General features: G+C 45.7%; 12 protein-coding genes. 11 read left to right on the top strand and 1 reads right to left on the bottom strand.

Annotated features, from left to right (window positions below):
* Positions 1-106 precede the first annotated feature (106 nt).
* Genes RWM02_RS05405 through RWM02_RS05380 form a run of 6 tightly spaced genes read left to right on the top strand, consistent with a single transcriptional unit; the run spans position 107 to position 5793 of the window.
* Positions 107-1852: a peptidoglycan DD-metalloendopeptidase family protein gene (locus RWM02_RS05405; protein ID WP_314069801.1), complete on the top strand. Its 1746-nt coding sequence runs from the start codon at positions 107-109 to the stop codon at positions 1850-1852.
* Entirely contained in the window at positions 1852-3225 is a 1374-nt protein-coding gene (mgtE, locus tag RWM02_RS05400) for a magnesium transporter (protein WP_314069798.1), read from the top strand. The genes RWM02_RS05405 and mgtE overlap by 1 nt, the downstream gene beginning before the upstream one ends.
* Positions 3210-3809, top strand: coding sequence for an NUDIX hydrolase (locus RWM02_RS05395; protein WP_314069795.1), 600 nt, complete (start codon positions 3210-3212; stop codon positions 3807-3809). Before mgtE ends, RWM02_RS05395 begins: the two co-directional genes overlap by 16 nt.
* 52 nt (positions 3810-3861) lie before the next feature.
* Positions 3862-4497: a tetratricopeptide repeat protein gene (locus RWM02_RS05390; RefSeq protein WP_122863530.1), complete on the top strand. Its 636-nt coding sequence runs from the start codon at positions 3862-3864 to the stop codon at positions 4495-4497.
* A gap of 9 nt (positions 4498-4506) precedes the next feature.
* Positions 4507-5154, top strand: a complete 648-nt coding sequence (locus RWM02_RS05385) for a tetratricopeptide repeat protein (protein WP_122863531.1) — start codon at positions 4507-4509, stop codon at positions 5152-5154.
* 9 nt (positions 5155-5163) lie between these two features.
* Positions 5164-5793: a tetratricopeptide repeat protein gene (locus tag RWM02_RS05380; RefSeq protein WP_122863532.1), complete on the top strand. Its 630-nt coding sequence runs from the start codon at positions 5164-5166 to the stop codon at positions 5791-5793.
* Positions 5794-6375: 582 nt separating this feature from the next.
* Here the strand turns inward: RWM02_RS05380 and RWM02_RS05375 are convergent.
* Positions 6376-8973: an AsmA family protein gene (locus RWM02_RS05375; protein WP_314069791.1), complete on the bottom strand. Its 2598-nt coding sequence runs from the start codon at positions 8971-8973 to the stop codon at positions 6376-6378.
* A 173-nt stretch (positions 8974-9146) separates the two neighbouring features.
* Here RWM02_RS05375 and groES point away from each other — a divergent pair, with 173 nt between their 5' ends.
* The 5 genes from groES to RWM02_RS05350 all read left to right on the top strand — a co-directional run bounded on the left by groES (position 9147) and on the right by RWM02_RS05350 (position 14822).
* Positions 9147-9407 (top strand): co-chaperone GroES, encoded by a 261-nt coding sequence (gene groES / locus RWM02_RS05370; protein ID WP_002946739.1) that lies wholly within the window; start codon positions 9147-9149, stop codon positions 9405-9407.
* 21 nt (positions 9408-9428) lie between these two features.
* Positions 9429-11063 (top strand): chaperonin GroEL, encoded by a 1635-nt coding sequence (gene groL, locus RWM02_RS05365; protein WP_122863534.1) that lies wholly within the window; start codon positions 9429-9431, stop codon positions 11061-11063.
* Between the two features lie 236 nt (positions 11064-11299).
* On the top strand, positions 11300-12442 hold the full coding sequence (wecB, locus tag RWM02_RS05360) for a non-hydrolyzing UDP-N-acetylglucosamine 2-epimerase (protein WP_314069786.1): 1143 nt from the start codon (positions 11300-11302) through the stop codon (positions 12440-12442).
* Positions 12442-13635: a UDP-N-acetyl-D-mannosamine dehydrogenase gene (gene wecC / locus RWM02_RS05355; protein WP_314069783.1), complete on the top strand. Its 1194-nt coding sequence runs from the start codon at positions 12442-12444 to the stop codon at positions 13633-13635. Before wecB ends, wecC begins: the two co-directional genes overlap by 1 nt.
* Positions 13632-14822 carry a UDP-N-acetylglucosamine 4,6-dehydratase gene (locus RWM02_RS05350; protein ID WP_314069848.1) on the top strand — a complete coding sequence of 397 codons (1191 nt, stop codon included), beginning with the start codon at positions 13632-13634 and terminating at the stop codon, positions 14820-14822. Before wecC ends, RWM02_RS05350 begins: the two co-directional genes overlap by 4 nt.
* The last annotated feature ends 1 nt before the right edge of the window (position 14823 follow it).

Below are 14823 nucleotides of genomic sequence, written 5' to 3'. Positions count from 1 at the left end.
TCCTGAAAGTTTGAAATTTTAGCGCTCATTATATCTGAAACTGGCTTAGTTTTGCAAAATGTAAGTAATTTTCGAGTAAAATACGGCTTTTAAATCAAGGGATTTTATGAAGAAATTTTCATTAGCTTTACTGCTGGCGGTAAATTTATTCGCCGCCGCGCCTATACAATCTACCGTCCAGGAGCTTAGTTGGCCCAAGGGCGATAGCTTTTTGACGTTTTTAGAAAAAAACTCCATCCCGCTAAAGCTTTATTATGATTTGGACTCAGAGGATAAAGAGTTCCTGGACGAGATTAAGGAAGGCATCTCGTATCAAATTTCAAAGGACGAAAAGGGCGGGATATCTCAGGTGCTGATCCCCGTAAACGAAGAGCTTCAAGCGCAAATTTACAAAGACGACGACGGCGGGTTTAAATTTCAGCTCTCTCCGATCTCATATCAGACCTACGACCGCGTGCTTAGTATGCCCGTTAGCGCAAACCCGTCGCAAGACATCATAGAAATTACCGGCAGCGTAGCGCTGGCGCATGGATTTTATCTAGCGATGAAAGGCGAGGTCGGCGACGGCGAGTTTAAAAGGCTGAAAAAGGGCGACAGGCTCGCGATGAGCTACAAGCAAAAGATTAGGCTGGGTCGCACTTTCGGTATGCCTGAAATCGACTGGGCGGCGATAGAGATCAGGGGTAAAAGGTACACGGTTTATAGACATCAAAACAAATACTACGACAAAAGCGGCAAAAAAAGCGATAAATTTTTGCTCACTAGACCTATCTCAAACGCTCGTATCACGTCGCCGTTTACGCCCAAGCGCTTTCATCCGATACTAAAGCGCTATAAGGCGCACTTGGGCGTTGACTACGGCGCTCCTAAAGGCACTCCGATAAAGGCTGCGGGCGAGGGCGCGGTTAAATTCGTCGGTACCAAAAGCGGCTACGGCAAGGTCGTGATCCTAAAGCATGCCGGCGCCTACGAGACGCTGTACGCGCACACGAACGGCTTTGCTAAAGGTATAAAAACCGGCGTCAAGGTCAAGCAAGGCCAGCTCATCGCCTATGTGGGCAACACGGGCATGAGTACGGGCTCGCACCTGCACTTTGGCGTCTATAAAAACGGCACCGCGGTAAATCCTGAAACCGAGATAAAGGTGGCTAAAAGCGTATTTTTCTCAAAAGAAGAAAGGGAGTTTAAAAACCGCGTAGAGCGGCTAGAACCCGAGATAAAAAAGGCTCTTGGCAAGGATAGAATCCCTGAAAAAGAGTATAGATTTGACGCGGCGATGGACTGGGAGCACCCGATCGCGGAACCGAAAAGCGATGTAAATTTAACCTTGCAGAGCGATGATTTAAATTTAACGGCGCAACCAAATGCCGCGGACGTAAATTTAACTAGCGAGCCTGTAAGCGGCAACGACGATGCAAATTTGACGGAGTCAAATTTAACTACGTCTGAGCCAAATTTGACCGTGCAGCCTAAGGCCGAAAATAACTCCTCCGAGTCAAAAACGGACGCGAACGAAACGGCAAATTTAGCCGCGGCAAAATCTGCAAAACCGGAGTCAAATTTAACCTCCGCAAAAGCGTCAAACAAGGCGGCAAGCAAGGCTGAGCCTAAAAAATCAAGCAAAGAGGCAAAAAAAACCGAGTCAAATTCGTCCGCTAAAAATAACAAAGACAAACCAAAGCAGGCGGACAAGAAAAAGGACAAACCAAGCCAAGAGGCAAAAAGCGAGTCTAAAAAGAAGAAGGACGTAAACGCTAGCAAAGATAAGTCTAAAAAACAAAAAGAGACCGCCGATAAAAAGGCTAAATCAAAAGATAAAACCGCCGAGTCAAGCGACAAAAAGAGTAAGTGATGGAAGAAAACGAGCAATTAAACGAAGCCAAAGAACTGCTAGACTCGCATCTAAACGAGACGATCGATAAGGAACTAAGCCCCGCCGATCTCGCCCAGCACCTAAAAACGCTCAAAAAACATGACGAGGAGCTTTTTGGCGAATACCTCGAAAAGCTCGACCCCGAGATCCTGGGCGACGTAGCGATCGAGATGCCCGATCACATGCTAAAGGACGTGATCGAGCAGATACCCAGCGACAAAATCATCGAGGCGATCGAAGAGCTAGAGAGCGACGACGCCGCCGAGCTTTTGGAGTATATCGAGGAGATCGACGAACAAAAGGCTAAGGAGCTCTTTGACGGCCTAGATAAGGACGATCAGGAGGAGATTTTACGTATCCGCAGCTACGACGAGGGTGAGGCGGGCGCGTTTATGCAGACGGAGCTTTTTAGCGCGCATATCGACGAACAGCTAAAAACGGCGGTCGAGCGGCTAAGACGCGAGAAAGAAGAGGGCAAGCTAGAAAACGTCTCGCAGCTTTTTATCACCGATAAAAAGGGCGTTTTGCTCCATGCGGTGCCGCTTGAGGATCTGATACTATTTGACTTTAACCAAACCTTAAGAGAGATCATCTCAAAGAGCGAAGAGGATAAGTATAAACCCAATGTAGCCGTCGATAACGAGCCTATCGAGACGGTCGTAGAAACGGTCGAAAACTACGATATGAACTCGATCGCGGTCGTCGATAGCAAGGGCTATTTGCTCGGTCGTATCACCACCGACGATATCCACGACTTTATAAAAGAAAGCGCCACGGAGCAAATTTATAACCTAGCCGGCGTCGACGACGAAGCCGAGGAGGAGGATACGAGCCTGGTTAAGGCCACTCGCGCGAGAGCGGTTTGGCTACTTATAAATTTATTTACGGCGCTAATCAGCTCATCTATCATCGGGCTTTTTGACGAGACGATAGCCAGCTACGTAGCGCTTGCGGTACTGATGCCTATCGTCGCATCCATGGGCGGAAACACCGGCACGCAGGCGCTTACGGTTACCGTGCGCCGACTAACTCTGGGAGAAATCGAGTTTAAAAACGCCGCAAATGCGCTAAAACGCGAGGTCGGCATCGCACTTATAAACGGACTAACCTTTGCATTTTTGATGGGCGTTATCGCTGCGCTGTGGTTTAATCGCCCGATGCTTGGCGTCGTTATCGGCGCTTCGATGTTGATAAATTTGTTTTTCGCCGGATTTTTCGGTACTTTGATACCGCTAACCTTAAAGAAATTTGACATCGACCCCGCCGTCGGCTCGGCCGTGCTGCTTACCACCGTTACCGACACGGTCGGCTTTTTTAGCTTTTTAGGACTGGCAAAATGGATACTTCTGTAAAAAATATCAAAATAGAAAATTTAACCTCCCCGCACTACGTAAAGCCGTATCAAATTTCGTTTGATCTGTGCGAAAAGTCCGTCAGATGGGAGTGTATCAAGGCTCACGACAGCGTCTCGGTGTTGCTTTATCACGAGGATAAGGACGCGTTTTTGCTAGTTAAGCAGTTTCGCCCCGCCGTTTGGTTTAACTTACAAGACGGACGCGAGCTAAATTTGACGCAAAAGGGCGACGAGGGCTATACCTACGAGCTTTGCGCGGGTCTGATGGACAAAGGCAAGAGCGAGGAGCAGACCGTCATCGAGGAGATCGCCGAGGAGACGGGCTTTGCCGTGAGTAAGGTCGAGCGCATAACATCCACTCGCGGCGCGCTGGGCTTTGGCGGAGCGAAGCAGACGATGTTTTTTGCCGTGATAAACGACGCTATGAAAGTCGGCAAAGGCGGCGGCATAGACGGCGAAAGTATCGAGCCTGTTTACGTGCCGCTTGAGCGGGCGCGGGAGTTTATGTTCGACGAAACCAAAACCAAGGCCACGGGGCTAATGTTTGCTTTTATGTGGTTTTTCGATAGAATGGGCAGATAGTTTGCGCCAAATTTTAGATTTCGCGAAAAATAATCAAATTTAAGGAAAACAAATGCTAAAGAAAATTGTTTGTGCCGCTTTTTTGGCGTCCGCGGCTTTTGCCGCCGTGCCTGCTTTCGAGGAGGCGAGCGCGGAGCTAGCTCAAAACAACTACGACAATGCCTTAAAGCTCTTTGAGAAGTCTTGCTACGAGGAGAAAAATATCGTAGGTTGCTATGCCGCGGGCTTTATAAACATTAACGCCTATTCGCAAAACTCTAGCGAGGCAAAAGGCTTCGAGCAGTTTTCAAAAGCTTGCGATGCTGGCGATATGGACGGTTGCAAATCTCTGGGCGACATCTACGAAAACGGACAGGCCGGGCAGGAAACCGACTATAAAAAAGCGATGAAATTTCACGAAAAAGCTTGCGAGGGCAAAGTGGGCGCCGCGTGCGCGAGAGTGGCCGGATACTACGACTACAACAGCGGGGGCACCGAGCAAAATTTAGCCAAAGCGTCTAAATTTTACGAAACCGCATGCAAGTACGAGGACGCGAGCGGCTGCCACGCGCTAGCTGATATGTACGAAAGTGGCGAGGGCGTAAAAAAAGACGAGACGAAGGCGATGGATTTTTACGGGTTAGCTTGCGACTATGGCTCTAGGGGAGCTTGCGCCGATTTTAGAAAACTTTACAAAAACAAAAAATAAGGAGCCGCTATGTTTAAGAAAATTTATCTCGTTTTGATTTTAGCCGGATTGGCGGCCGCGCAGACGAATTTTGAAATCGCTACTAAAAAATACCTACAAGATATGGGCGATAAAAACGTACCCAAACTCTACGAAAAATCGTGCCGCGATGATAAAAACGCCGTAGGTTGCTACATAGCCGCGCAGCTAAAAGCCTATCAAACATACGACCTAAAAGACGATGAGGAGTATGCGCGAATAAACGGCGAAGTTTTCGAGCTTTATAAAAGCGCTTGCGATCTTGGCTACGCTAAAGCTTGCTCTATGGCGGGCGATTTTTATGACTCTACGCCGTCAAATGATAATTTTGTCGTAGAGCAGGACGACACGGAAAAATCAGCCGAATTTTACGAAAAAGCATGCGAGAGCAAAGACGGGGAAGCTTGCCTAAAGATAGCCAAACAGCACGACAACGCCTCGAAATTCGCCGATGCGCTAAAATACTATAAACTAGCCTGCGAGGCCAGAGAGGGCGAGGGCTGCTACAACGCGGCCGATATCTACGAGTCAGGCGACGGAACGCCTAAAAATAGCGCCGAAGCGGCGAAATATTACGGTCTTGCTTGCGAAAACGGCCTTGGTCGCGGCTGCGCCAAATCTAAAAAATTTAGCAAATAGGAGGATGCGTTGAGAAAGATTATTTTAGCTGCGATCTTGGCGGCGGCGGCTTTTGGCGGAAACTTTGAACAAGCCACGAAAATTTATCTAAAAAAATCGGACTTCGAAAACGGCGCGCGACTGTTTGAAAAATCTTGCAACGACGATAAAAATGCCGCGGGTTGCTATATGGCGGCGTTTTTGGGCGAGCAGGGTCTCTCGCATGACGACGATGGCGGCGGCGAAAAGACCTTTGCGCTATATAAAAAGGCCTGCGATATGGGCGACATGGACGGCTGCACGGCCGTAGCCGCGGTGTACGAGGGTACCATACTGTGGCAAATCTCTCAGATAGACTACGAAAAGGCGGCGGCGCTATATGAAAAGGCCTGCGAGGGCGGAGTCGGCGAGGCGTGCTATAGGGCGGCTGCTCATCACAGCGGCGAATACGGCGGCGCGAAAGACCCGCAAAAAGTCCGCAAATACTACTCGCTAGCCTGCGACCACAAAGACTCGCAAGGCTGCTATATGCTCGCGCAAGGATACGAAAAGAGCGAACAGGATATGAAAAAAGCGATGGATATTTACGGGGTCTCTTGCGATTACGGATATACGGAAGGCTGCGTTAAATTTAGAGAACTCGTTAAAAAGGCGAAGTAAGATCTCGCGCCTCGCTAGATTTTGATTGTCTGGCGGGGGCGTAAATGCGGCGAGTGAGCTCTGCTTGCCGTTGTTTTTGATTCATGGGCGGGCGTTGATTTGGCTTTCGGCTTTGCGCAGCGCCAGCTTCTAAAACTTCTATCATTTAAAATTTACTATTTTGGCTTTGCTCGGGCGTCTTTTTAAGCACACCGCGTATCTGCCGCTAAATATTTCCTTGAGTCTGTCTTGGTTAAATTTGCCGCCGTTTCGCTCGGTAAAATCAAATTTGATCCGATTAAACGCCGAGCAGTTTAAATTTAACTGCGAAATAGTGTGTCAAATTTGACGTTAAGCTAAATTTTTCAGCCTCTAAATCCAAGCCGCAAATTTGAGTAGCAAAGTCCAAATTTGGCGACCGCAAAGCGGCTTTCAAATTTACCGCCCGGCAAATCGTAAATTTGATCGCCGAGCCGAGCGGTCAAATTTGGCTGAGTAGCCCAAATTTGACGCGCCGAGCAAACGGGTTCTGGCTTTAAATTTGCGAACTTATTTTGCTCAAATTCGACGTCAAATTTACCGCCGCGCTTAGCTCAAATTTACCTAAAATAGTCCCTTTATAAGCCCTTTTATCGCATCTTTTTTGGCGTCTTTTTTTGCATCGCCCGTGGTGCCGTTTTCGTTGTCTTTGCCGAATTTCTTATCCAAAAATCTATCCAGCTCTTTGATCGCCTTGCCCTTTAGGTAGTCCGAGCCGATCGTGTATTTCGGGTTGTCGCTAGTGCCCGTGACCGTGATGTCGATGTCGGTTTTTTCGTAGTTCATCTTGATCGGCACATTTACGGCCTTGGTTGCCATGTCGTATTTGCCGCTAGTTACCGAGACGTGGCTTCTAGTCGCGTTCATATCGGCGTTAAAGTCGATGAGGTTTTTGTTTATCGTACCTTTTATTTTGCTATTTTTATAGATTTCGCTCGTGATGTCGCGTCCCGTGAAGGTCCTTACCTGCTCGGTAAAATCGGTATTTACAAGCCTGCCTTCGTCCACTATGACGTCAAATTTGCCTTTTTGCGAGACGAGATTATAGTCCATCGTCATGTTGCCAGTGCCGTCATAGACGTGCGAGAGACCCAAAAAGTCGGTGAGACCTTTGGCGGTAAAGCTTTTTAAATTTGCGTTCAGGATATCGTCTTTTAAGACTGCCTTAAGATCGCCGTTAAATAGCCGCGAATTTACGTTCGCGCTTAGCTTTTCGCCCGTTTTCGTCGCGTCGCCGATAACTAGCAAAGGCCCGTAAAGAGGTCGTCCGACCAAAAACTCGATCTCTTTTAGCTCTCTTATGCTAAGCTCAAAATCCGCCTTCGCCGAGCCGCTTTCAAGCTCGTAGTCTCCTTTTAGATTTTTTAGCGCGATTAGGTTCTTGTTTGCGTTTGAGACGAGGTTTGCTGTCGCGTCAAATTTAGCCTTGCCGCCGTTTATAGCGACGTCTGTGTTAGCGTCGAATTTCGTGCCGCTTGGGAAGCGTTTATCTAGTTCTTTTACTACGACGGCGCTGTTTACGATACCGTTTTTGACGTTAAATTTAGCCGTACCGCTGAGATTTTTCGGATCCAGTCCGCTTAGATTTACGGATCCGTCGATCACGGCGTCGGCATAGTTTGGCAGCGCAGCCAGCGTAAATGCGTCTTTGAGCGAAAGCGCGCTTAAATTTGCCGTGAGTTTTTCGTTTTTGAGGTTCGCATCTATCTTGCCGCCTAGCGCGTTTGCGTTTAGATCTAGCTCGCTAAGCGCGCCCTTTGCGAGCTTTGCCGCGCCTTTGACGTCCACTTTGCCAGATAGCTTTTTGCCGATTAGCTCTTCAAATTTGCCCAGATCATCGATGCCCGCGTCAAATTTGACGTCCGCATTTTTATCATCCAGTCCGTAAACGCCGCTTAGGCTCTTTAGTTTTAGAAGTTCGGAGTTTAGCGAGGCGTTAAATTTGGCTTTCGAGCTCGCCACATCGGCGTTTGCGTTTAGTTCAAAGGCTAGAGGTTTGCTTAAATTTATCTCCTTTGCGACCTGTTTTAGCTCGGCCGGATTTAGCCGCGCGTTTTTGGTGGCTAGCTTAACCGAGCCAGAGATATTTTGCGTGTTGTGCACGTCGTTTAGCACCGCTTCGCCGCTGATCGTTCCGCCGACAAACGCCGGGAAAGCGGCGATTTTAACTAGTTCGTCAAGCTTTAGCGAGCTGATTTTGGCTATTAGTTTGCCGCCGTTTAGCACCGCATCGACGTTGCCGCCAAATCCTTCGATCTTGACGTCGAAGTTTTTTAGCTCGCCGGCGGTGGCGATGACGTTGCCGTTTGCTTTAAACGCTCCGCTAAGCTTTTGCTTGATGACAGGCTCAAATTTAGCCAGATCGTCCACGATAAGTTTGACGTCGCTGCTTAGGGTGTTTGAGTTTGGATCGTAGATCGTCTTGTCGCTGCCGATCGTTGCTAGCGGCGTGATCACCGCGCTTTTGGCGTTTACGATGCCGTCTTTAACGTCGGCTACGATTTTGCCGTTTGCGGCGAAATTTGACGGCAGAGTGACGTTAAAATCCTTTGCGATGAGCGCGTTATCTGTTTTGATGTCCAAGATATCGATATTTGCGGTGCCGTTTGGCTTGCCACCGCTTTCTACTATATTTGCTACGGCGGAGATTTTACCGCGCGCGTAGATAGGCTGACCTGCTAGCGCTAGAGCTTTTTCGACCTGTAAATTTTTGGCGTCGAGTTTTAAAGAAAGCGGCTTGTAGTCCTTTAAATTTGCGTCGAAGCTGACGTTTGAGCCTAGCATTTGGCCTACTCCGCTAGCGGCGAAATCGCTAAATTTGCCCTTTGCGATGCCTGAGATTTTCATAGCTTCGTTTAGCTTGACGCCCAGGCTTTTTAGATCGCTCACGGCGACGTCGTATTTTAGATCGAGGCTTTGCGAGAAAATCGAAAGCCCGCCGTTTACGTTCGCTACGATCTCGCCGTTTACGTTCGCTACGATATCTACGCTCGTCGGGCGGATCTGAAATTTGTCAAATTTGACGTCAAATCCGCTTTTTTCTTTGATCAAATTTTGGGCATACGGCTTAACCAAGCCGTTGCCAAAATCCGTAAAGGCCGCGACGTAAGCCGCGATAAGCAAAGCAAAAACCAGTCCGAGCAGGGCGCCTAATATTTTCATCGTCTATCCTTTAGATTTAGTTTAATTTTATTATGAAACTTGAGCCGATTATACTAAGACTTGTTAAGAATTTTAGCTAAATTATTGACAAATTCTAAAAATTTGACTATAATTTCATCACTCAAAACAAAAGAGTGCTAAAAAAGTAAAAATCAAACCATAAAGGATGAATCATGAATTTTCAACCGTTAGGCAAACGAGTCTTAGTCGAGCGTCTTGAGGACGTCAAAACGACCGCTTCGGGCATCATTATACCCGATAATGCAAAAGAAAAACCTTTAAGCGGCAAGGTTTTGGCGGTATCAAGCGAGGTAGAAGGCGTGAGTGTGGGCGATAGCGTAGTTTTCGCAAAATACGGCGGCACCGAGGTCGTGCTTGATGGTAAAACATATTTGGTTCTAAAAATCGAAGATGTTTTGGGCGTTTTAAAATAATCTAAATTTAAAGGAAAAAAGATGGCAAAAGAGATATTTTTTTCAGACGAGGCTAGAAATAGACTATATGAAGGCGTTAGAAAATTAAACGACGCGGTAAAAGTAACGATGGGGCCTCGCGGCAGAAACGTGCTAGTGCAAAAGAGCTTCGGCGCTCCTGCGATCACCAAAGACGGCGTGAGCGTAGCTAAAGAGGTCGAGCTAAAAGACGCTCTAGAAAACATGGGCGCAGGCCTAGTAAAAGAGGTCGCTAGCAAAACAAACGACGAGGCTGGCGACGGTACGACTACAGCTACGGTTTTGGCGCACTCTATCTTTAAAGAGGGCTTAAGAAATATCACCGCAGGCGCAAATCCGGTCGAGGTAAAACGCGGTATGGATAAGCAAGCCGCAGCTATAATCGCCGAGCTAAAAAGCCTATCGCGCAAAGTAACCGATAAAAAAGAGATCGCGCAAGTAGCCACTATCTCGGCAAATTCTGACTCTGCTATCGGCGGACTGATCGCTGACGCGATGGAAAAAGTCGGCAAAGACGGCGTCATTACCGTCGAGGAAGCAAAATCTATCCACGACGAGCTAAACGTGGTCGAGGGTATGCAGTTTGACCGCGGATATCTAAGCCCGTACTTCATCACAAACGCCGAAAAGATGCAGGTCGAGCTAAGCAATCCGTTCATATTGCTATTTGACAAGAAGATTACAAATTTAAAAGACCTACTACCTGTGCTCGAGCAGATTCAAAAAACAGGCAAACCGCTACTAATCATCGCTGAAGATATCGAGGGCGAGGCGCTTGCAACGTTAGTAGTAAACAAGCTTCGCGGCGTACTAAACATCTCTGCGGTTAAGGCTCCAGGCTTTGGCGACCGCAGAAAAGCGATGCTTGAGGATATCGCGATATTAACAGGCGGCGAAGTAGTGAGCGAAGAGCTAGGAAGAACGCTAGAAAGCGCGACTCTAAGCGACCTGGGTCAAGCTTCAAGCGTCATCATCGACAAGGATAATACGACTATCGTAAACGGTGCAGGCGAGAAATCGGCAATCGACGCTAGAATCATCCAGATAAAAGCTCAAATCGCGGAAACTACTAGCGACTACGATAAAGAAAAACTACAAGAACGCCTAGCTAAGCTAAGCGGCGGCGTAGCGGTTATCAAGGTGGGCGCTGCTACCGAGACTGAGATGAAAGAGAAAAAAGACCGCGTGGACGACGCTCTAAGCGCGACTAAAGCGGCCGTAGAGGAGGGCATCGTGATCGGCGGCGGCGCTGCGTTTATCAAAGCGAGCGCAAAAGTGGATCTACAACTAAGCGGCGACGAAGCTATCGGCGCAGATATCGTAAGACGTGCCCTAACCGCTCCGCTACGCCAGATCGCTGAAAATGCGGGATTTGACGCGGGCGTAGTAGCAAACTCCGTAAGCGTGAGCAAAGATGATAACTACGGCTTCAACGCGGCTACGGGCGAGTATGTGGATATGTTTAAAGCCGGCATCATCGACCCGGTCAAGGTCGAGCGCGTGGCTCTACAAAACGCGGTTAGCGTGGCGAGCCTGCTTCTAACCACGGAAGCTACCATAAGCGAGCTAAAAGAGGATAAACCGATGCCTGCGATGCCTGATATGGGCGGCATGGGCGGCATGGGCGGAATGATGTAATACGCCTTTATCTGCGGAGGGCTTCGGCTTTCCGCAGGTTTTCTTCTAAATTTCTTACTTTCTAGCCAAATCTCGCACAAAATTCATAAATCAAAAATTATTTGAGACTAATTCGTATTTAATTGAATTTTTTATAAAATATCCAAATTTTTAGCAAAACAATTTGGGTCTTGGCTATAGAATAATATGTTTGCTTTTGAAACTTCAATTATAGGATTGGTTATTCTTTGGATACTATGAAAAAAATACTTATCGTTTTCGGTACTCGTCCAGAAGCTATCAAAATGGCTCCTTTAGTAAAAGAGTTTAAAAAATGTCAGGAATTTGACGTTAAGGTCTGTGTTACGGCTCAGCATAGACAAATGCTTGATCAGGTGTTAGAGATATTTGAGATAGTGCCTGATTATGATTTGGATATTATGCAAGCGGGGCAGGATCTGTACGATCTGACGTCTAGGATTTTGCTAAAAATGCGAGATGTTTTAGATAATTTTAAGCCCGATATAGTCTTTGTGCACGGAGATACTACGACTGCTAGCATTACGTCTTTGGCTGCTTTTTATAAGCAGATTAAGGTGGCTCACGTTGAGGCCGGGCTAAGGACCGGAGATATTTATTCGCCGTTTCCGGAGGAGATAAATAGGCAACTAGTCGGCATAATCGCAAACTATCACTTTGCTCCTACAAATTTATCAAAAGAAAATCTTATAAAAGAAAATAAGAGCCCAAAAAATATCGTAGTAACAGGAAACACCGTCATCGATGCTTTGTTTTTACTGCTTAAAACTATCGAGCAAAACGTAAATCTAAAAGATAAAATTTTAGCCTCTCTTAACTCAAAATTTAACTTAGATTTTGATAGAAAAATCATACTCGTAACCGGACATAGGAGAGAAAATTTTGGCGCGGGCTTTATAAATATCTGTGAGGCCTTAAAATGCCTAGCTGCTAAAAATCCGGACATTGATATAGTTTATCCCGTGCACCTTAATCCAAACGTACAAGAGCCTGTAAAAAATATTTTGTCAAATATAAAAAATGTCCATCTTGTTTCGCCACTTGAGTACGATGAGTTTGTCTATTTGATGAGTAAATCATATTTTATCATCACTGATAGCGGCGGGATACAAGAGGAGGCGCCTAGTTTAGGTAAGCCCGTGCTTGTAATGAGAAATACTACCGAAAGACCTGAAGCTATCGAAGCTGGCTCGGTTAGGCTCGTTGGCGTTGATAAGGAAAATATAGTATCGCAAGCTCAAATTTTGCTTGATAATGGTAAAATTTACCAAGAAATGTCTAACGCGCGAAGTCCGTATGGAGATGGAGATACATGCGCTAAAATAGTGGAATTTGTAAAAAAATTAAGATCGGAGCGATAATGAGACAAAAAGTTTGCGTGGTTGGACTTGGCTATATAGGTCTGCCAACAGCCGCGCTTTTGGCAAATAAAGGCTACAAAGTGCACGGAGTGGATGTCGTAAAAAGTACCGTAGACACGATAAATCAAGGCAAGATCCACATTGTTGAACCCGAGCTTGACATTTTTGTAAAAGGCGCTATAAGTAGCGAAAATTTAAGGGCGGACATAAAGCCCGATTTTGCCGATATTTTTATCATAGCCGTTCCGACTCCGTTTCGTGATGGTTTTGTGCCAAATTTGGATTATGTTTCAAGCGCTACGGCATCAATAGCGCCGTACGTAAAAAATGAAAATATAGTAATTTTAGAATCCACATCTCCTGTGGGTACGACGGAGATGGTGGAAAAAATCCTCAAAGAAAACGGCGTAGATACGAGTAAAATTTATATAGCTCACTGCCCGGAGAGGGTTTTGCCCGGTAAAATTTTAAAAGAGCTCACGCAAAACGATAGGATCGTGGGCGGGTTAAGTAGGGAGTCTGCCGAGAAAACGGCGGAATTTTATAAGACGTTCGTTAAAGGCGAAATTTTAAAAACGGACGCAAGAACCGCCGAAATGGCGAAGCTTACCGAGAATTCTTTCCGCGACGTAAACATAGCCTTTGCAAACGAACTTAGCATTTTGTGCGATAAATTCGGCATTAACGTCTGGGAGCTTATCTCGCTAGCAAATCGCCATCCGCGAGTTAATATTTTAAGCCCGGGCTGCGGCGTAGGCGGGCACTGCATAGCGGTCGATCCGTGGTTTATAGTGCATGCGGGCGGCTATGAAGCGAGGCTGATCAAATCCGCAAGAGAGGTCAATAATCACAAAGCAGAGTGGAGCATAGAAAAGATCAAAAACGCCGCTTTGAAATTTGAATTAAAAAATAGTAGAAAGCCAAAAGTAGCATGCATGGGGCTTGCTTTTAAGCCAGACATCGACGATTTGCGAGAGTCGCCTGCGCTAAATATAACCAAATGCTTGATCGCGGAAGGTGTCGACGTGATTGCTGTGGAGCCAAACATTAAGACTCACAAAGATTTTGAGATCGTTGACTACAAAAAGGCTATTGAAATTTCTGATATTATCGTGTTTTTAGTCGGACATAAGGAATTTAAAGGGCTAAAAATTGAAAAAGAAGTTTTGGATTTTTGCGGAGTTTTTAAATAATGAGCATTTTAAATTTAATAGGGCGCACAAACGAGCTTTTCTATGCCGATATTAGGAAATTTGAAAATGAGTTGTTGAAAATAGTTTCAAATTCTACCTTTCTAGTTATAGGCGGAGCCGGCAGTATCGGCCAGGCCGTAACAAAAGAAATATTTAAAAGAAATCCTAAAAAACTTCACGTCGTCGATATTTCTGAAAACAACATGGTTGAATTGGTTAGAGATATTAGGAGTAGTTTTGGGTATATAGACGGTGATTTTAAAACATTTGCTCTTGATATCGGAAGCGATGAATACGACGCTTTCATAAAATATGATGGAAAATATGATTATATATTAAATTTGTCGGCCTTAAAACATGTAAGAAGCGAAAAAGACCCATTTACTCTTATGCGTATGTGCGAAACGAATATTTTCAACACCGATAAGACGTTAATGCAGGCAATAGAAAACAGTACGAAAAAATATTTTTGCGTAAGTACGGATAAGGCCGCAAATCCGGTAAATATGATGGGCGCAAGCAAGAGAATTATGGAGATGTTTGTGATGAGAAAATCAAAACAAATCGATGTCTCTATGGCAAGATTTGCTAACGTAGCCTTTAGCGACGGTTCGCTACTTCATGGGTTTAATAAAAGGATCGAAAAAAACCAGCCCATTGTAGCGCCAAATGACGTAAAAAGATATTTCGTAACACCGCAAGAAAGCGGAGAACTTTGTTTGATGTCTTGTATATTTGGGGAAAATAGAGATATTTTCTTTCCGAAGTTAAGCGAGAATTTGCATCTCATAACTTTTTCAGAGATAGCCGTTAAATATTTGGAAAATTTAGGATATGAGCCGTATTTGTGCGAGGATGAAGACGAGGCGAGAGAGCTGGCCAAGACTTTGCCTAAAACAGGTAAGTATCCATGCTTATTTACTGCTAGCGACACGACCGGCGAGAAGGATTTTGAAGAGTTTTTTACCGATAAAGAAATTTTGGATATGGATAAATTTGAAAGTATCGGCATCATAAAAAACGACCTGCTATATGACGAAGACCTTTTAAATAATTTCGAAGCAGCTATTAAAAAGTACAAGCAGAATTTATCTTGGACAAAAGATGATATCGTGAGAGAATTTTTTAAACTAATCCCTGATTTTGGATACAAAGATACCGGTAAATACCTAGACGGAAAGATGTAGA

Origin of the sequence: Campylobacter showae (genome assembly GCF_963515975.1) — a bacterium.
Classification (GTDB): Bacteria; Campylobacterota; Campylobacteria; order Campylobacterales; family Campylobacteraceae; genus Campylobacter_A; species Campylobacter_A showae_F.
Note: the sequence above shows the minus strand (reverse complement) of the source record. Positions and strands in the feature narration are given on the sequence as shown.